The 17,279-nt window shown below is 65.4% G+C and carries 15 protein-coding genes; 4 read left to right on the top strand and 11 right to left on the bottom strand.

Features of this window, described 5'->3' with window-relative positions:
• Positions 1–43: 43 nt before the first annotated feature.
• The 3 genes from LJ737_RS24860 to purB form a co-directional block, all read right to left on the bottom strand.
• Complete coding sequence (locus LJ737_RS24860; RefSeq protein ID WP_227769475.1) at positions 44–778, bottom strand: helix-turn-helix transcriptional regulator; 735 nt, start codon at positions 776–778, stop codon at positions 44–46.
• Positions 779–1,357: 579 nt separating this feature from the next.
• Positions 1,358–2,974 carry a T9SS type A sorting domain-containing protein gene (locus LJ737_RS24855; RefSeq protein ID WP_227769474.1) on the bottom strand — a complete coding sequence of 539 codons (1,617 nt, stop codon included), beginning with the start codon at positions 2,972–2,974 and terminating at the stop codon, positions 1,358–1,360.
• A gap of 87 nt (positions 2,975–3,061) precedes the next feature.
• Complete coding sequence (gene purB, locus LJ737_RS24850) at positions 3,062–4,414, bottom strand: adenylosuccinate lyase (protein ID WP_227769473.1); 1,353 nt, start codon at positions 4,412–4,414, stop codon at positions 3,062–3,064.
• Positions 4,415–4,653: 239 nt separating this feature from the next.
• On the opposite strand from purB, the gene LJ737_RS27225 reads away from it, so the two are divergent.
• The gene (locus LJ737_RS27225; RefSeq protein ID WP_227769472.1) at positions 4,654–6,834 is read left to right on the top strand and encodes a transglycosylase domain-containing protein; all 2,181 of its coding nucleotides are present in this window, start codon (positions 4,654–4,656) and stop codon (positions 6,832–6,834) included.
• Positions 6,835–6,944: 110 nt separating this feature from the next.
• On the opposite strand, the gene LJ737_RS24840 is transcribed toward LJ737_RS27225, so the two are convergent.
• The 5 genes from LJ737_RS24840 to hemG form a co-directional block, all read right to left on the bottom strand.
• Positions 6,945–8,102, bottom strand: a complete 1,158-nt coding sequence (locus tag LJ737_RS24840; protein WP_227769471.1) for an FAD-dependent oxidoreductase — start codon at positions 8,100–8,102, stop codon at positions 6,945–6,947.
• 33 nt (positions 8,103–8,135) lie between these two features.
• Positions 8,136–8,888 carry a helix-turn-helix domain-containing protein gene (locus LJ737_RS24835; protein ID WP_227769470.1) on the bottom strand — a complete coding sequence of 251 codons (753 nt, stop codon included), beginning with the start codon at positions 8,886–8,888 and terminating at the stop codon, positions 8,136–8,138.
• Between the two features lie 136 nt (positions 8,889–9,024).
• Entirely contained in the window at positions 9,025–9,969 is a 945-nt protein-coding gene (locus tag LJ737_RS24830) for a TerC family protein (protein WP_227769469.1), read from the bottom strand.
• A gap of 49 nt (positions 9,970–10,018) precedes the next feature.
• On the bottom strand, positions 10,019–10,816 hold the full coding sequence (locus tag LJ737_RS24825; protein WP_227769468.1) for a polyprenol monophosphomannose synthase: 798 nt from the start codon (positions 10,814–10,816) through the stop codon (positions 10,019–10,021).
• A 98-nt stretch (positions 10,817–10,914) separates the two neighbouring features.
• Complete coding sequence (hemG, locus tag LJ737_RS24820; protein ID WP_227769467.1) at positions 10,915–12,246, bottom strand: protoporphyrinogen oxidase; 1,332 nt, start codon at positions 12,244–12,246, stop codon at positions 10,915–10,917.
• Between the two features lie 112 nt (positions 12,247–12,358).
• On the opposite strand from hemG, the gene LJ737_RS24815 reads away from it, so the two are divergent.
• Positions 12,359–12,982: a D-glycero-alpha-D-manno-heptose-1,7-bisphosphate 7-phosphatase gene (locus LJ737_RS24815; protein WP_410779967.1), complete on the top strand. Its 624-nt coding sequence runs from the start codon at positions 12,359–12,361 to the stop codon at positions 12,980–12,982.
• Between the two features lie 120 nt (positions 12,983–13,102).
• On the opposite strand, the gene LJ737_RS24810 is transcribed toward LJ737_RS24815, so the two are convergent.
• From LJ737_RS24810 to LJ737_RS24800, 3 genes are all read right to left on the bottom strand, one after another.
• Positions 13,103–13,255 carry a hypothetical protein gene (locus LJ737_RS24810; protein WP_227769466.1) on the bottom strand — a complete coding sequence of 51 codons (153 nt, stop codon included), beginning with the start codon at positions 13,253–13,255 and terminating at the stop codon, positions 13,103–13,105.
• 221 nt (positions 13,256–13,476) lie between these two features.
• Positions 13,477–13,623 carry a hypothetical protein gene (locus LJ737_RS24805; RefSeq protein ID WP_227769465.1) on the bottom strand — a complete coding sequence of 49 codons (147 nt, stop codon included), beginning with the start codon at positions 13,621–13,623 and terminating at the stop codon, positions 13,477–13,479.
• 175 nt (positions 13,624–13,798) lie between these two features.
• Positions 13,799–15,199: a type III PLP-dependent enzyme domain-containing protein gene (locus tag LJ737_RS24800; RefSeq protein WP_227769464.1), complete on the bottom strand. Its 1,401-nt coding sequence runs from the start codon at positions 15,197–15,199 to the stop codon at positions 13,799–13,801.
• A gap of 268 nt (positions 15,200–15,467) precedes the next feature.
• Between LJ737_RS24800 and LJ737_RS24795 the strand changes: the two genes are divergently transcribed.
• Together LJ737_RS24795 and LJ737_RS24790 are read left to right on the top strand one after the other, a co-directional pair.
• On the top strand, positions 15,468–16,442 hold the full coding sequence (locus tag LJ737_RS24795; protein ID WP_227769463.1) for an arginase: 975 nt from the start codon (positions 15,468–15,470) through the stop codon (positions 16,440–16,442).
• A 135-nt stretch (positions 16,443–16,577) separates the two neighbouring features.
• Positions 16,578–17,012: a YbaY family lipoprotein gene (locus LJ737_RS24790; protein ID WP_227769462.1), complete on the top strand. Its 435-nt coding sequence runs from the start codon at positions 16,578–16,580 to the stop codon at positions 17,010–17,012.
• The last annotated feature ends 267 nt before the right edge of the window (positions 17,013–17,279 follow it).

The raw sequence follows: 17,279 nt of genomic DNA, 5'->3' as shown, positions 1-17,279 counted from the left end.
ACCTGGAAGTAGGTATTTCCGGGCCGCCACCAGCGGACCATGCCTAGATCAGGTCGAAGGCCCGTGCGTACTGGCTGAGCTCAAATACCGAATCCGCGCCGAGCTTCTGGCGCAAATTGCGCCGGTGCGTTTCGGCCGTTTGCGGAGAAATGTGCAGCGTCGCCGCAATTTCGGGCGCGCTGTGGCCCAGGGCCAATAAGCGCAGCACTTCCCGCTCGCGGGCGGTGAGCGTGGCAAAGCGCGGGGCGTTCTGGCGCAGAAAATTGTTTTCTTCCAGCAGCCGGCTCACCTTGTGGGTGACGTGGTGCAGCGGGTCGATGGGCACGGAAGACGTGACCAGCAGCAGCGGCTGGCCAGTAGGCTCGTCGCGCAGCAGCACCCGCGTGGCGCTCAGGTGCCACACGTAGCCGCCGTCCGGAGCGGTGCGCACCTGCTGAAAGATGCTCACCGAGGCCCACGGGTCCGGGTTCTGAATCATCTCGTACACCTTGGGCAACAGGTCCGCGGAGTCGGTGGGGTTGAAGTACTTTTCCCAGTAGCCGGGGCCCAGTGCCTGCAGCTCGGGCAGGGTGGTCCGCAGTTCCGTCAGGCCGCGCCGCGACATGTATTCCACGCGGTCGACCAACAGATTGGCAATGATGATAACGCCGGGATGCAAGTCAGCCGTAGCCGCAATTTCTGCCACGGCGGCGGCCATGCGCGCCTGCTGTTGGGCCGTAGCAGGGTGCTGCTCGGTAGGGGGCACGAGCAGGGGAGCGGAAGAATCGGAATGGGACATAAGGAGGGGAAGCAACAAAAACGAGGTGTGGTTTTGTAGCTGAGATGCACAACGTCGTACCTGGGCGTAGGCGGAATGACCGGCACCGGCGGACGCAGCCCCACTTGCGGCAAGGAGTGGTAGTCGCAGACTGTCCCAATCTTCATGATTAAATTAGGTATACCAAATGTTCTAACTAAATTCTGTCTTAAAAACAATATAATTTATTGGATTTTTTCCATAGAAGCGGCCCTTAGTGATTCAGCACTAGGGTTATACAAATCATGCGCCCCGCTCGGCAGTAACGGGGCATTTGGAAAAGGAAGAAGCGCCAATTAACTCCAACTTCCACGCAATCCAGAGCGTGCTACCGTACAGCTCCGCTTGCACCGCTTCGCTACGGGCCGTCCCTCCGCAAACGCGCTGCAGCGGAACAAACACCGAGCAGCTGCCGCACTGGCGGCCGTACTTTGAGTTGGCAAAGCGCAGGTCAAGGTCCAGACCATCTGGCAATGAGCCTCAAGCGGAGGCGAGATGAGCGGCCGCAAAAAAGCCGCTTCCCAGCGCGGAAAGCGGCTTCAAGCAGGAGGTAAGTACGAATTACTCCACCAGCAAGCGGCTGTTGGCGTCGCCGCACCGGACCAGGTAGAACCCCGGCGCCAGGCCCTGCACGCCGAGCGTCGCGCTGGTAGCACCGGCCGCGACGGGTTGCTGCCGCACGGTACGACCGTAGGCATCGAGCAGCAGCAGGGTGCGGGGCGTTGTTGCGGCTGCCAGCGTCAGGTGAGCGGTGGTATGGGCCGGGTTGGGGGCCAGCCCCAGTGCCGGCTGGCCGCTGCGCGCGGGCAGCGCCTGCCCCGACAGCCGCGCCAGAAACCCCGCCGAAAACATACCGGGCATCGGCAACGTGGTGCTGCCGAACACCGCCGCGCCGGTATAATCGCCGGCCAGGAGTAAGTCGCCGCCGGGCAGCAGTTGTACTTTAAAGCCGTACTCCACGCCCGGTCCGCCCGCGCCCACCGCCTGCGTCCACTGCCCGGCCGCGTTCAGGCGGGCCACGAACAAGTCGTCGGTATTTGGGGCGGCGTTGGGGAGCGTGGCCGGGCCGAAGCTGGCCGTAGGCCCCCGGAAGGAGCCGGCCACAAAGGCGTTGCCGTTGCCATCGACTGCTACCGCCAAGGCGTTGTCGTCGTTGGTGCTGCCGCCGCCGGCCGCTTGCGTCCAGACGCCAGCCGGGCTCAAACGCGCCACAAACACGTCGGCCAGCCCAGTGGTGGTCAGGGTGGTGGCGCCGAAGGTGGAGCTGGGGGCTTGGTAGGAACCCGCCACGGTGGCCGTGCCGCCGGCGTCGACGGCCAGTGCCAGGGGCGACTCGGAGCCTGAGCCGCCGCCGCGCACAGCCTGCGTCCATTGGCCCGCGGCGTTCAGACGGGCTACGAAGACGTCGTATTGGAAGCTAAAGCCGCTGAGCGGCGGCAGGCTGGTGAGGGTAATGGCGCCAAATGCGATGCTGGGGCTGTTGAAGGCGCCCAGTACGGTGGCCGTGCCCGCCGCGTCGACGTGCAAGCCACGAACCACTTTGGACCCCGAGCCGCCGCCCGATACCGCCTGCGTCCACTGACCAGCGGCGTTCAGGCGGGCCACGAATACATCCTCGGCGCCGTTGCTGGCCAACGAGAAGGACCCGAAAACGGCGGGCGAGTTGTCGAGCCCGAAGGAGCCTGCTACCACCGCATTGCCGCTGGCGTCCAGGGCGAGGCCCGCAATGGTTTCCGCGCCGCTACCGCCGGCGCGCACCGCCTGCGTCCACTGACCGGCCGGGCTTAGGCGGGCCACGAAAAGGTCTGGGGTGTTCGGTTGGCCGGCGTTCGGCAAGGTGAACGGCCCGAACGTGGTGCTGCTCGCATTCGAAAAAGTGCCGGCAATGATGATGTTGCCGGCCGCATCGAGGGCCAGGCCAGCCGGCGCCTCGTGCCCGGGCCCGCCGGCCTGGTAGGCCCGCAACCATTGGCCGCTGGGGCTGCGCCGCGCCACGAACACGTCCCGGTCGCCCGGGGTGCGCAGCGTGTCCGAACCCAGAATCAGCGTGCCGGCGAAACGCCCGGCCACCACCAGATTACCGGCCGCGTCGAGGGCCGTCAGGCTCAGGCCGGGAATGGCGCTTGGCGCAGGCGCTTCGGCCCATTGCCAGGTCTGAGCCGCCAGCAGCCGGGGCATAGCAAGCAAGAGCGCCAGGATAGCTTGGCGCCAAGGAGTAACTATTGCGCGGAGCATGCAAGGAGCTAATTGTAAATGTAGTGAGGCTTATGCTCCGGTGTAATTCCAGGGCGTGATGCCGCGCAGCTCGGCCTTCACGGCCTCGCTTACGTCCAGGTCGTCCACAAACGCGCCGATGGTGGCGGCCGAAATGGCGCCGCCGGTGCGGGTGAGGGCTTTGAGGGCGTTGTAGGGGTCGGGGTACCGCTCCCGGCGCAGGATGGTCTGGATGGCCTCGGCCACCACGGCCCAGTTGGCTTCCAGGTCGCGGCGCAGAGCGGTTTCGTCGAGGGCCAGCTTGCCCAGGCCGCGCTGCAGGGCCGTGAGCGAAATCAGGATGTGGCCCAGCGGCACGCCCAGGTTGCGCAGCACGGTGGAGTCGGTCAGGTCGCGCTGCAGGCGCGAAATCGGCAGCTTGGCCGCCAGGTGCTCCAGCACGGCGTTGGCCAGGCCCAGGTTACCCTCGGCGTTTTCGAAGTCGATGGGGTTGACTTTGTGCGGCATGGCCGAGGAGCCCACTTCGCCGGCCTTCACCTGCTGGCGGAAGTAGCCCAGCGAAATGTACTGCCACACGTCGCGCGCCAGGTCGATGAGGATGGTGTTGAGGCGCTTGAGCCCGTCGCAGGTGGCGGCCAGGTGGTCGTAGTGCTCGATCTGGGTGGTGGGGTAGGAGCGCGAAAGGCCCAGCTGCTCGTTCACAAACTGATTGCCGAACTCGTGCCAGTCGATGCCGGGGTAGGCCACGTGGTGGGCGTTGAAGTTGCCGGTGGCCCCGCCGAACTTGGCTCCGTACGGCACTTGCTTGAGCAGGCCGAGCTGGGCTTCGAGGCGCGCCACGAACACGTCCAGCTCCTTGCCCAGGCGGGTGGGCGAGGCGGGCTGCCCGTGGGTGCGGGCCAGCATGGGCACCTCCTGCCACTGCGCCACGAAGGCGCGCAGCTGATCGGCCAGCTGCTCGTAGGCGGGCAGAATTTCGCGCTGCAGGGCCTCGCGCAGGCTCAGCGGCACGGCGGTGTTGTTCACGTCCTGCGAGGTCAGCCCGAAGTGAATGAACTCCAGGTACTCGTCCAGCCCCAGCCCCGTGAACTGGTCGCGCAGCCAGTATTCCACGGCTTTCACGTCGTGGTTGGTCACGCGCTCGTGGGCCTTGATGGCTTCCGCATCGGCCTCGGCGAAGTCCTGGTAGAGGCGGCGCAGCGGTTCGTACACCTCCTGCTCGACGCCCGCCAGCTGGGGCAGGGGCAGCTCGCAGAGGGCAATGAAGTACTCCACTTCCACCAGCACGCGGTAGCGGATCAGGGCCAGCTCGGAGAAATAGGCGGCGAGCGGGGCGGTCTGGCGGCGGTAGCGGCCGTCGAGGGGCGAGAGGGCGGAGAGCGGGGTCAGCGCGTCGTGCAGCATGGAGGGCGGAACTGCGGAGCCCGCGGCCGGGGTTACAGGCGCTGAAGCACTGGCTTCGGCCCGCCGGCGCGGCGCTCCGGCTCGATTCACGGGCGAAGGTAGCGAGGCCCGGCGGCCCCGGCAACGCAAAGAAGCTCGGCGCGTAGGGGCAGTTTATGGTACTTTTGTTTCGGCGGCCTGCCGGCTCCGGCACGAAAGTGGCCTGAGTCGCCGCCCAATACCCTCTCTCGACCCCACGCGTGAAGCCGAAGACCAAGAAAATATTGTACTGGAGCCTGGGCTCGGTAGCGGCCCTGCTGCTCATCGGGCTGGGCATTTTTCTGCTCAAGCGCGAGCAGTTGCTGCGCTACGCCCTGGGCGAAGTCAAAACCAAGGTGGAGCGCAAGTACCCCGTGACGCTGGGCCTGGGCCCGGCCGCCTTCACCGACCTGAACACGGTGCAGATCAACGGCGTGAGCCTGGTGCCCAAGGAAGGCCTGCGCGACACGCTGCTCACCGCCCAGCGCATCACGGCCAGCATTTCGCTGCGCTCCTTGTTTGCCCGCCGCCCGGTATTCAGCGACCTGCAGATTCACCAGGCCCGGCTGCGCGCCCGCAAAACCGCCGGCGGCCAGGACAACTACGGCTTTCTGCTCAAAAAGCGCGGGGCCGCCACCGCCGTCAAGCGCGACACGACCAAGGGCACCAACTACGGGGCCGTGCTCAACCAGCTGCTCGACGCGGGCCTCGACAACATTCCCGGCCAGGCCGATTTCCGCGACTTTCTCGTCACTTACCAGAGCCCGCGCCACACGGCCCAGCTCACCATGCCCCAGCTGGCCATTGAAGACGGCGACCTGACCGGGCAACTCACCGTGGTGCTCGACTCGGTCACGAACCGCATCGGCCTGACCGGCCACGTGGAGCAGGGCGACGAAGACCTCGACGTGCAGGTGTTCGGCCAGAACCGGCAGCCGGTGGTGCTGCCCTTGCTGCAGCGCCGCTTCGGGGCGCGGGTGCAGTTCGATACCCTGCACCTGAGCCTCGCGGGCAAGGAATTCGACGACGAGCAGCTGACCGTGCGCGGGGCCGCCGCCGCCAGCAACTTTCGCCTGAACCACCCCAAGATTTCGGACACCGACGTGGTGGTGCGCCGCGGCGGCATCGACTTCGTGGCCACCCTGGGCCAGAACTACCTGGCCCTGGACAAGGGCACCAAGGTGCGCCTCAACAAAATCGAGGCTTACCCGCAGCTCAGCATCAAAATGCGCACGGCGGCCGACCTGAAGGGCCGCTACGACGAGAATACGCGCAACTACAGCCCGCGCCTGCGCGGCCTGCTGGTGGCGGCCAACGTGGAATCGGCCGCGACGCCGGCCACCGACTTCTTCGCCTCCTTGCCGCAGGGCGTGTTCGAGGCCGTGCAGGGCATGCAGGGCACCGGCACTCTGCAGTACCGCATGAACCTGGCCCTGGACATGCAGCAGGTCGACAGCCTCAAGTTCGACTCCTCGCTGAAGAAGAGCAACGACTTCCGCATCACGCGCTTCGGCAAAACCGACCTGCGCATGCTCAACCAGGAGTTTCCCTACACGGCCTACAACGACAAGGGCGACTCGCTCAAGACCTTTCTCGTGGGCCCCTCGAACCCCGAGTTTGTGCCCTTTGATCAGGTATCGAACTACCTGAAATACGCCATCATCACGGCCGAAGACCCGCGCTTTTTCACCCACCATGGCTTCATGGAAAAGGCCTTCGTGAAGTCGGCCATCCAGAACATCAAGGAAAAGCGCTTCGCCCGCGGCGGCAGCACCCTCTCCATGCAGCTGGTGAAAAACGTGTTTCTGACCCGCCAGAAGACCATTGCCCGCAAGGCCGAGGAAGCCCTGATGGTGTGGCTGATCGAAAACACCCGCCTGGTGAGCAAGCAGCGCATGATGGAGGTGTACCTGAACATCATCGAGTGGGGCCCCAGCAAGTACCGCTGGCCCGGCGGCGAGCGGGGCGTGTACGGGGTGGCCGAAGCCGCCAAGTTCTACTACGGCAAGGTACCCGCCGACCTCAACCTGCAGGAAAGCCTGTACCTGGCCAGCATCATTCCCAAGCCCAAGTACGCCCGCCAGTCGTTCGACGCCTACGGCGACCTGCGGCGCAGCACGCGCTACTTCTTCCGCCTGATTGCCGACATCATGGCCGCCCGCGGCTACATTCCGGAGTCCGAAGCCGATGGGCTGAGCCGCTCGGTGAACCTGACCGGGCCGGCCCGCGGCTACATGAGCTTCGCGCCGCGCCCCGACACCACCCGCGTCATTGCCACCGACAGCAGCCAGTTCGACCCCATCAACCTCATCGATCTGCTCAACACCGGCGGCGCCGCTCCCGACGCCGGCGTCAACGCCACGCAGCCCGAAGCCGCCCCGGCCACGCCGCCGAAGCAGTAAGGCTGCCGTACGCCGCCCAACGCGAAGGCCGCCCGGTTCTGCCGGGCGGCCTTCGCGTTTGTAGCCCGGGCCGAACCGAAGCAAGGCGTAGCCACGCCCGCTGCGCGTGTTTAGGCCTCGGTTAGCTGACTCATCCAAGCCATGGCGCCCGGGGAGTGCAGCTGCTGCATGGCCTCGACGGAAACGGCGGCTACGGTGCTGCCGCGCTGGCGCATTTCGGCTTCGTAGTGACCAATGGCCGCGTGCAGGTCGGCAAAGCGGCCGTCGGTCAGGCAGCGGCTCAGCTCCAGCGCGTCGAGCATGGCCATGTTCACGCCTTCGCCGGCGTAGGGCGGCATCAAGTGGGCGGCGTCGCCGAGCAGGGTGAGGGTGGGCTGGGTTTCCCACGTCTGGTCCAGGGGCATGCAGTACTGCGGGCGGGGCACCAAGTACACATGCTCGGTGGCAAACAGCTCCTGCCAAGCCGGGCTCCAGGCGGCGAAATCCTGGGCAAACCAGGCGGCTACCTGCGGCGGGTTCCGGAAGTCGAGGCCGCTGCGCTGTACCCAGTCCTCGGTGCTGGCCTGGCAGGTGTAGAAGGAGAGGCTACCGTCGCCCTTGGCGCTGAGGATGATGCTTTGGTCGTGAGCCAGGGCGAAGACCTTGCCGCCCTTGGTCAGCGCCCAGAGGCCCGGCGCGTGGCGGGCCGCGTCGTCGATGGTGCCTTCCACCAGGGTGTAGCCGGTAAAGAAAGGCGGCCGCGGCGTCACCATGGGGCGCACCTTGGAAGTGGCCCCGTCGGCCCCGATGACCACATCGGCGTAGGCCGTGCGGCCATCTTGGAAGTGCAGGTGCCAGCCTGCGCCCGCCCGCGTCAGCTCGCGCAGCTGGCTGTTCCACGCCACGGTGCCCGGCCGCAGCGCGTCGAGCAGCAACTCGCGCAGGGGGGCGCGGTCGATTTCGGGGCGGAAATGCTCGTGACCGAACGAGAGTTCCTCGGCCTGCTCGTGCTGGTCGAACAGAATGCGGGCCTGTCCGTCGGCGAGGCGCAGCCGGTCGGCGCCGGGGCGGTAGTGCCGGCGAAAGGCGTCGAGCAGCCCGGCCTCGGTGAGGGCGCGCAGCCCCGAGTCGGCGTGTAGGTCGAGGGTGGCGCCCTGCTGCCGGGCCGTGCGGTCCAGGTCGCGTTCGTACACCGTGACGACGGCGCCTTGCAGTTGCAGCAGGCGGGCCAGCGTCAGGCCGCCGGGGCCGCCGCCGATGATGGCGGTTTGTTTGTGGGTGAGTAGCATGGTCCTCGTAGCGAATGGGTTACGAAGGCAAAGCTAGGGCACGGGCCAGGCGGAAAATTGAATAAATCGGTCATTCTCGTTGCGCGCCAGATCCTTGGGGCGCACGCCCGCCAGCCGGCGCACCTCCCGGATAAAATGAGCCTGATCGGCAAACTGCTGCTCCGGAAACAGTCGCCCTGCCTTGAGCTGCGGAAACGCCGCCCGAAACCGCAAAATGCCGCTGTACGCCTTAAGCGGCAGGCCGAGGTAGTGCTGAAAGTAGCGGTTGATCTGCCGGCTGCCCCAGCCCACTTGCGCCGCCAACTCCCGCACCGGCAGCCCGCCATCGGCGGCGTAGAGCAGCTCCGACAGCCGGCGTTTGCGCGGGTCGAGCGCGGGCGCGAGCAGGGTGGGAAGCAAGGCGTCGAGCCGGGCGCAGCAGGCATCGAAGTCGTCGAGGTCGGCCGGGGCAAAGCCCCAGAAGTCGGCCGGCAGCGGGCGCACGCCGTTGAGCAGGTCGGCCACCGGGGTGCGTAGCAGGTATTCGGGCGCCAGCAGCCGCAGGCTCACCCCGATGATGTGCGCGTCGGCGGCCAGCGGCGCCGCTTCGGCTTCGGTGCCCAGGCCCATGAGCGTGACGTGGCAGGGCTCGACCCGGGCGCGGGAAAAGAGCACGTCGATGCGGCCGTCGGGCAACAGCCAGACGGGCCGCGCGGGGCCGGGGTTGCGCAGCAGCCAGTAGCTTTCGACCACGGCCGCCAGGGCCGGCGTCGGCGCGGCCGTGCGGTAAGTCAGCTCGTTGTTCATTGGGAAAAGCGGCCGGGGATGCGGCTCCGGTCGGCATGTTCCCGGGTCGACGCAGCAGCGCGCGGTTTACTTTACGAGGTGCGAAAGGCGGCCCGCCGGCAAGGTCCTCTGGCAGCTGCCCCGTCCTCGGAGCGGGCTACAGCTCGTCGGGCATGTCCACCGGCACTTCCTTTTTCGGCAGCAGCAGCGACACCACCACCGACAAGGCCAGCAGCGCGGCCACCACGCCCAGCGCCCACTCCGTCGGCACCACGAAGAAGTCGTGCAGCAGCAGCTTGCCGCCGATAAACACGAGAATCAGGGCCAAGCCGTAGTGCAGGTAGTGAAACAGCGTCATCAGCCCGGCCAGGGCGAAATACAGGGCGCGCAGCCCAAGCAGGGCAAACACGTTGGAGGTGTAGACGATGAACTTGTCCTGAGTAACGGCCAGAATAGCCGGAATGGAGTCGGCGGCGAAGACCACGTCGGTGGTTTCGACCATTACCAGCACCACAAACAGCGGCGTGGCAAACAGCAGCTTTTCGCGCCGCACGAAGAATTTGCCGCCCTCGTAGCGGTTGGTGATGGGCAGGTGCCGGCTCAGGAACTTCACCACCGGGTTGTTTTCCGGGTCGATGTCCGGGTCGCCGCTGCTGCTGGCCATTTTCACGCCGGTGTACACCAAGAAGGCCCCGAGCAGGTAGAGCGTCCAGCTAAACTTGCTGATGAGCGCCGCCCCGAGCACGATAAACGCGGCCCGCAGCACCAAGGCCCCGAGCACGCCCCAGAACAGAATGCGGTGCTGGTATTGCGGCGGCACTTTGAAGTAGGTGAAGATGAGCAGGAACACGAACAGGTTGTCCACGCTCAGGGCCTTTTCCAGCAGGTAGCCGGTGAGGAAGTTCATGGCCGACTCGCGGCCCAGTTCCCGGTAAACCAGGTAGTTAAACGCCAAAGACAGCGCAATCCAGAAGGCGCTCCAGCTCAGCGCTTCGCGCATGCGCACCACGTGGGCTTTGCGGTTGAACACCAGCAAGTCCAGCAGCAGCATGGCCAGCACGAAGAGGTTGAATCCAACCCAAAACCAGGGAGTAATCGTCATGCAGCGCGCCCGTAAGAAGAGGACCGCCGCCGCGGTCCGTTGCCCACCCTTACCGCGTTTCCCCGGCCGGGGTTGCGGCCGTCGGGCTTGGCGCAGCGGCGGTGCTCTGCGGGCCGCGCTGCGGGAAGCGGCGGAACCAGCTGTCGACCTTCATCTGCACCACGCCCAGCAACGCTTCCTTGAAAATGCCCTTCGACATCTTCGAGGCGCCGCGGGTGCGGTCGGTGAAGATAATGGGCACTTCCTTGATGCGGAAGCCGTACTTGAAAGCCAGCCATTTCATTTCGATCTGGAAGGCGTAGCCCACGAAACGAATCTTGTTTTCCAAGATGGCGCTGAGCACGCGGGCGGTGTAGCACTTGAAGCCCGCGGTGGCGTCCATAATGGGCATGCCGGTGATGAAGCGCACGTAGGCCGAGGCAAACCACGACATAAGCACGCGGTCCATGGGCCAGTTCACCACGTTCACGCCGGTGATGTAGCGCGAGCCGATGGCCATGTCGTGGCCTTCCACGGCGCAGGCTTCGTAGAGGCGGATCAGGTCGTCGGGGTTGTGCGAGAAGTCGGCGTCCATCTCGAAGATGTAGCCGTAGCCGTGCGCCAAGGCCCAGCGAAACCCGTGGATGTAGGCCGTGCCCAGGCCCAGCTTGCCCCGACGCTCCTCCAAGTGCAGGCGCCCCTGAAACTCGTGCTGCAACCCGCGCACTACGTCGGCGGTGCCGTCGGGCGAGCCGTCATCGATGATGAGCACATCGAATAGCTTCGGCAGCGAAAACACTTTGCGGATGATCAGCTCGGCGTTTTCCCGTTCGTTGTAGGTCGGTATGATGACGAGCGAATCGTTCATTAGGCCAAAGGTAAGAATTCGGCCAACGCGTAGCCAAGTAAGCCACCGAGCCGAAGCTCGGCGGAAGAAAAAGAATTGCGGACGGCCCAAAAGCGCGCCTACGCGGGCGTCAGGGCCGTGGCCACTTGCTCGGCGCGGCGCAGGCAGTCGGGAATGCCCACCCCGGCCCGCCAGTTGGCCACCGTCCAGATGCCGCGGGCTGCCAGCCGGTCGGCAGCCGCGTGTGCCGGTAAGATGCCGGAATCGAACTGGGGGATGCTTCGGGGCCAGCGAAAAATGTGCTGCAGCTGCGCCGGCGCCCCCGGCCGCAGCCCGTAGAGCCGCTCATGCTCGGCGCGTACTGCCGCCAGCAGCTGCTCGTCGGGCAGTTGGGCCAAGGCCTCGTACTGCGCCCCGCCCACAAAGGAGGTCAGCAGCACCTGCCCGGCCGGCGCCCGATCCGGGAACAGCGAACTGCTCCACAACGTGCCGGCGGCCACGGGTTGTTCCGCTTTCGGGCTCAGCGCCCCGAAGCCGTTGAGCGGGTGCTGCACGTCGGCGCGGAGGTAGGCGGTGTGCACGGCCGTCATGGGCGGGTAGTGCACCGCGGCCAGCGCCTCGCCCGCGTCGGCGTCGAGCGGGGCGAGCAGCGGGGCGGCGGCGTAGGCGGGCAGGGCCAGCACCACCGCGTCGAAGATTTCGGCCAGGGCGGGCTGGCCCGCGAGGCGCAGGCGGAAGCGGCCGTCGGGCTGGGGCAGCAGGGCTTCCACCCGGGTGCGCGGGTGCACGTGGCGCAGCTGCTGCACCAGCGCATCGGTGAGGGCCTGCAGGCCGCCGCGCAGCGAGATGATGCGGCGGCGGGCCGCGCCCTTCATGGTTTTGGCAAAGCCGCGCAGCACCGAGCCGTGCTGCTGCTCCAGGGCCGGCAGCTGCGGAAACGTCTGGTGCACCAGCAGCCGGGTCGGGTCGCCGGCGTAGATGCCCGACACGAACGGATTGACCGCGTAATCGACGATTTCCTGGCCGAAGCGGCGTCGGAAGAAGTGGGCAATGGTTTCCTGCGGGTCGGCGGGCTGAGCGGGGCGGCGCAGCTCGCGCAGCACGTTGAGCTTGGCGCCGAGCGAGAAAAAGCCGCTCAGCAGCAGTTGCTGGGGCTTGGCGGGCAGCTCGCGCACCCGCCCGTCGCGCACCACGTAGCGGCGGCTGCTCACGGCTTCGGGCTCCTGAATCTGGTCTTCCAGGCCGAGGCCCTTGAGAAGTTCCGCCAGCTCGGGGCTGAGCTGCAGGGAGTTGGGTCCCAGCTCCACCACGTAGCCGCCGGGCAGGTGCCGGCTGCGCATGTTGCCGCCTACTTCGCCCGCCTCGTACACGTGGGCCGTAGCGCCGCGCCGCTGCAGGTGCCAGGCCGTAACCAACCCCGTAATTCCCCCGCCGATAACTGCTATGTTCATGGTAGTGCCTCTGCCGCCCGAAACCGCAAAAATAGCCCACCGCCGCCGGTAATGCCGCATCGGCGCGGCTGAAGTACGTCAGGACAAGCGGCGCGGCGGTTACCTCGGGGCGTTGACGGCAAGCACAACCGGATGCCCGCCGTCCCACCGGGGCTTCTTTCCCCGGCATGCGTACTGCGGCCGGCTGGCTATTTTTGCCCGCATGACTACCCCTGCCGCGGCCAAGGCCGTGTTTCTCGACCGGGACGGCGTGCTCAACGCCGAAATTGGCCACTACGTGTGGCGCCTCGACGAATTCCGGGTGCTGCCCGAAGTGCCCGCCGCCCTGCAGCGCCTGCACGCGGCCGGCTACCGCCTCATCGTCGTCACCAACCAGGCCGGCATTGCCAAGGGCCTCTACACCCGCGCCGACATGGACGCCTGCCACCAAAAGCTGCAGCAGGCCTGCGGCGGGCTGATCGATGCCTTCTACTTCGCGCCCGGCCACCCCTCGGTGTCGGAGTCGTTGTCGCGCAAGCCCGGCTCCCTGATGCTGGAGAAGGCCCTGGCCCGCTTTCGCCTCGACCCGGCCCGGTGCTGGCTGGTTGGCGACCGGGCCCGCGACCTGGAGGCGGCGCACCGGGTGGGCGTGCGGGCCATTCTCGTTGGCCCCGAGGAAACGCTGGCTTACGAGCCGCGCACCGCCAACCTGGCCACTGCCGCCGACTTGATTCTGGCCGCTGAGCAGCCGGGATAAGGGGCAAAAGAACGGGACGGACTGCCCCAAAAAGGTGGCGTCCCGGCCGGGCAGCTCCGTAGCGAAGCGCTGCCTGCCGGGACGCCCAGGTTGCGCCCCTAACGCAACCTTATGGGGTAATTACTGCCGTTCGACGGCGGGCTGAGCCGCGCTAGCCGTCACGGCTACGGATTGCCGGTTTGGGGCCTTGTGGGTGTAGGCGGGGCACTTGGTTTGGCAGGAGCCAAGCCCGGCAACCAACGCTACCAAGGCCAGCGGTGCAAGCTTTTTCATGCAAAAGTTCAAAAGAGGTAAGCGGTATTAGTTGCGCAAATGCCTCAGTAGAACGGCGTGATATCAACCTTTAGTTTGTGGGGGTATTAGAAATTTTTTATTTGTAATTATCCCGTAGTCAAATTGACCAGCGCGGCGCGGTGGTGCTATGTGGCCCTAAAAAAAGCCCGCCGGGCGCCCCTTGCGAGGCGCCCGGCGGGCTCGTGGCAACTCAGTACGGATTACTGACGGGCTTGCGGGGCAGCCGCCGAAGCCACCGGCTCGGCCGTTTGGTTGTCGGCTTTCGAGTAAGCCGGGCAGGTCGTCTTGTTGCAGGCGCCCAGGGCCAGCGAAGCGGCGGCCGTCAGCAGGAGTACAGCTTTTTTCATGGTAGGGGAGATGCTAATGGAATGTGAGCTTTACAAACTTACGACTTCCCCGCCCTACACTCCAACCAAGTGGGCAAATTTCACGGCAACAAGCAGATATAGCGCAGCTTGCGGGGCCGCGGCAACAAAAAGCCCGCCCTGCCGAAGCAGGGCGGGCCGGATCGGGCCGCCGACCTTATTCGGTGTAGCCCAGAATGCGCATCATCGACTCCGGGTCCTGCTCCGGGGCAAACTCCCAGTCGCGCAGGGTGCCGTCCTCGTTCACGTCGAGGATGACGTGTTTGGGCGCGGGGATGAGGCAGTGCTTGATGCCGCCGTAGCCGGAGAGCTGCTCCTGGTAGGCGCCGGTGTGGAAGAAGCCCACGTACAGCGGCTTTTGCGGGCTTTGCTCGGGCAAGAACACCTGGTAGATGTGCTTTTCGGCGTTGTAGTAGTCCTGCGAGTCGCAGGTCATGCCGCCGAGCTGAATCTTCTTGTAGCTCCGCTCCCAGCCGTTCAGGGCCAGCATGATGAAGCGCTGGTTCAGGGCCCAGGTGTCGGGCAGGTTGGTGATGAAGGAGCCGTCAATCATGTACCACAGTTCCTTGTCGTTCTGCAGCTTCTCGTCGAGGATGTGGTAGATGTGCGCGCCGGACTCGCCCACCGTGAAAATGCCGAATTCGGTGAAGATGTGTGGCTCGGGCACGCCTTCCTCGCGGCAGATGCGCTGAATCGTGCGCAACACTTCCTCCACCATGTAGGCGTAGTCGTACTCGGGCTGAATGGAGGTCTGAATGGGCAGGCCGCCGCCGATGTCGATGGTGTGCAGGGTGGGGCACACCTTGCGCAGCTCGCAGTACTTGTGCACGAAGCGGCGCAGCTCCGACCAGTAGTAGGAGGTATCCTTGATGCCCGTGTTGATGAAGTAGTGCAGCATCGTCAGCTCGAAGCGCGGGTCCTCCTTGATCTTCTCCTCGTAGAGCGGAATGGCGTCGGCGTAGCGCACGCCGAGGCGCGAGGTGTAGAACTGGAAGCGCGGTTCCTCGTCCGAGGCTAGGCGGATGCCCAGGTTGGCGCGCACGTCCTCGCGCACGTGCTCCTTGTAGTAGTCGATTTCGTTGAGGTTGTCGAGAATCGGCATGCAGTTCACGAAGCCGTCGTTCATGAACTCGGTCAGGTAGCGCTTGTACCGCTCGCGCTTGAAGCCGTTGGCAATGATGTAGGTGTCCTTCTTGATCTTGCCTTTGGCGTGCAGGGCGCGCACGATGTGCATGTCGTAGCCCGACGACGTCTCGATGTGGATGTCGTTTTTCAGGGCTTCCTCCACCACGAAGGCGAAGTGCGAGGCCTTGGTGCAGTAGCAGTAGGTGTACGAGCCCTGGTAGCCAATTTTCTCGATGCCCTGCTGAAACCACTGCTTGGCGCGCTGGATGTTCTGGCTGATTTTGGGCAGGAAGGTCAGGCGCAGCGGCGTGCCGTGCTTCTCGATGAGCGGCATCAGGGGGAAGCCGTGGAAGTACAGCTCGTTGCCGTCGACGGTAAACTCCTGGGAGGGAAAATCGAAGGTTTGGCTGATCAGGTCGTGGTACGTGTCCATGGGCATTAGCTGGGGTGCCCGCGCGAAGGCCGGCGGGCTCGGAAAAGCAGCGAAGAATGGGTAAATTATGGGACAGCAGCCGGAAGCGCGGCTTTTTCGCGAACTTCAGGCCCGCAAAGATACCCCTGCCGGGGTGTTTTGGTTGTTGATTGTACGTCGGAGAATAACAGAGTGGAAAGTCCGCTCGCTCCGAGCCTGGTTGAGTGCCCATTCCCACCCACCAATCGGCAAACAACACCTTTTAACCTTTCTGCCCATGTAAGACTGTATGCGACGCATCAAACTGATCGAAGTCCGATCCGAACTCGGCGCTGGCACCCGCGGGGCCAGCCTGGGCGTTGACGCCCTTAAAGTGGCCTGCCTCAACAAAGGCTCCGACTATTTCCGCCGCTTCAACTCGGTGGCAGTGCCCGACCAAAACCAGGTGCTGTTCGACAAAAACCACTTCCCCTACGCCAAGCACATCGACTCCATTTACACCGTGCTCAAGGGCATCAGCAGCACGGTGGAGCAGACGCTGCGCTTCGGGGAGTTTCCGCTGGTCCTGGCCGGCGACCACAGCAACGCGGCGGGCACCATTGCCGGCATCAAGGCCGCCTACCCGCACAAGACCCTGGGCGTCGTCTGGATCGACGCCCACGCCGACATTCACTCGCCCTACACCACGCCCTCCGGCAACGTGCACGGCATGCCCCTGGCCATGAGCCTGGGCGCCGACCACCGCGAGCTGCAGCGCAACGAGGTGGAGCCGGAAACCGAGTTTTTCTGGCGCAAAATCAAAAACTTGGGCGAGGAAGGTGCCAAAATCACGCCCGAGCACCTCGTGTACGTGGTCGTGCGCGACACCGAGCCGGAGGAAGACGCCATCATCGAGCAGCACCAGATCCGCAACTTCAAGCTCGACGAGTTTCGCGCCAAGGGCGCCCGGCAGGTGGCCCGCGAGATTTACGAGCAGCTGCGCTTCTGCGACCTGGTCTACATCTCGTTCGACGTCGACTCGCTCGATTCGCGCTTCTCCAAGGGCACCGGCACGCCGGTGGAGCTGGGCCTCGACGTGGGCGAAGCCATGAGCCTGTGCCGCTACCTGCTCGAAAACGACCGGGTGGTGTGCTTTGAAATGGTGGAAATCAACCCCACGCTCGACTCGGAAAACACCATGGCCAGCAACGCCTTCGACATTCTAGAAGTAGCCACCGACGCCATTCAGGAGCGGCTGCGACTGGATACCGTAACCGGGCGCTGACGACCGAGCCGTCGGGAATCGGAGGCCTGCTGTCCGTAAAAAAGAATATTCGCTAGCAGAAATAGTGCAACCGCGGCGAAATCGGCTACATTCGTGAGTATCAGTCACGTTTGAGCCGGTTTTGCCGCTGTTGCCATGAAAACCACCGTTCTGCCTGCTGTGTTGCTGCTGTTACTGGCCGCCTGCGCCAAGCCCACCGCCCGCACCAGCGCGGCCGCCCGCGCCGTGGCCGCGGTGCAGGACTCCATCACCGGCACCGTGACCTACCGCGAGCGGCTGGCCCTGCCGCCCGGCGCCGTGCTGAACGTGCAGCTGCAGGACGTATCCCGCCCCGGCGCGCCCGCCACGGTGGTAGCCGAAGCCACCGTGCTGGTCCGCGGCGGGCAGGTGCCCCTGGCCTTCAGCCTGCCCTACGACACGCTGCGCATCGACCCGACCAACACCTACGCCGTGCAAGCCCGCATCGGAGCCGAAGGTCAGCCCCTGCTGGCCAACGCGGCGGCGTACCCGGTCATCACCCGCGGCAACGCCAAGCGCGTGCAGATGATGCTGCGCCGCGTGGCGCCGTAGCCCGCGGTTTTTCGGGGGCGGGGCTGGCATGTCCGGCCCGGCTGCCTACCTTTGCGGCCGTGAAACCGCTGCCTTTCTTTGTTTTGATACCGGTGGTGCGGTCGTTGCGGAGCCGCAACGAGCGACGAATGTAGCGTAAGCCTGCCGCCGACGCAGCAACGGGTGTTGCCGCGGGCGAGGTTTACGCCATAGTCTGCTTTTTAGCTCCCTAACCCCATTGTTTTTCAGCGCGCCCGCGGCGTTTGGCCCGGCGCGGCTACGTAAAAT

This window comes from Hymenobacter sp. 15J16-1T3B, from assembly GCF_020711235.1.
Classification (GTDB): Bacteria; Bacteroidota; Bacteroidia; order Cytophagales; family Hymenobacteraceae; genus Solirubrum.
Note: the sequence above shows the minus strand (reverse complement) of the source record. Positions and strands in the feature narration are given on the sequence as shown.

Excerpts from the sequence above, each read along its gene's own strand:
- LJ737_RS24805 (WP_227769465.1), bottom strand. The coding sequence starts at position 13,623 with ATGAAAAAAGCTGTACTCCTGCTGACGGCCGCCGCTTCGCTGGCCCTG.
- LJ737_RS24790 (WP_227769462.1), top strand. The coding sequence starts at position 16,578 with ATGAAAACCACCGTTCTGCCTGCTGTGTTGCTGCTGTTACTGGCCGCC.
- LJ737_RS24840 (WP_227769471.1), bottom strand. The coding sequence starts at position 8,102 with ATGCTACTCACCCACAAACAAACCGCCATCATCGGCGGCGGCCCCGGC.
- LJ737_RS24800 (WP_227769464.1), bottom strand. The coding sequence starts at position 15,199 with ATGGACACGTACCACGACCTGATCAGCCAAACCTTCGATTTTCCCTCC.
- LJ737_RS24860 (WP_227769475.1), bottom strand. The coding sequence starts at position 778 with ATGTCCCATTCCGATTCTTCCGCTCCCCTGCTCGTGCCCCCTACCGAG.
- LJ737_RS24855 (WP_227769474.1), bottom strand. The coding sequence starts at position 2,974 with ATGCCCCGGCTGCTGGCGGCTCAGACCTGGCAATGGGCCGAAGCGCCT.
- LJ737_RS24830 (WP_227769469.1), bottom strand. The coding sequence starts at position 9,969 with ATGACGATTACTCCCTGGTTTTGGGTTGGATTCAACCTCTTCGTGCTG.
- LJ737_RS24810 (WP_227769466.1), bottom strand. The coding sequence starts at position 13,255 with ATGAAAAAGCTTGCACCGCTGGCCTTGGTAGCGTTGGTTGCCGGGCTT.
- LJ737_RS24835 (WP_227769470.1), bottom strand. The coding sequence starts at position 8,888 with ATGAACAACGAGCTGACTTACCGCACGGCCGCGCCGACGCCGGCCCTG.
- hemG (WP_227769467.1), bottom strand. The coding sequence starts at position 12,246 with ATGAACATAGCAGTTATCGGCGGGGGAATTACGGGGTTGGTTACGGCC.
- purB (WP_227769473.1), bottom strand. The coding sequence starts at position 4,414 with ATGCTGCACGACGCGCTGACCCCGCTCTCCGCCCTCTCGCCCCTCGAC.
- LJ737_RS24825 (WP_227769468.1), bottom strand. The coding sequence starts at position 10,816 with ATGAACGATTCGCTCGTCATCATACCGACCTACAACGAACGGGAAAAC.
- LJ737_RS24795 (WP_227769463.1), top strand. The coding sequence starts at position 15,468 with ATGCGACGCATCAAACTGATCGAAGTCCGATCCGAACTCGGCGCTGGC.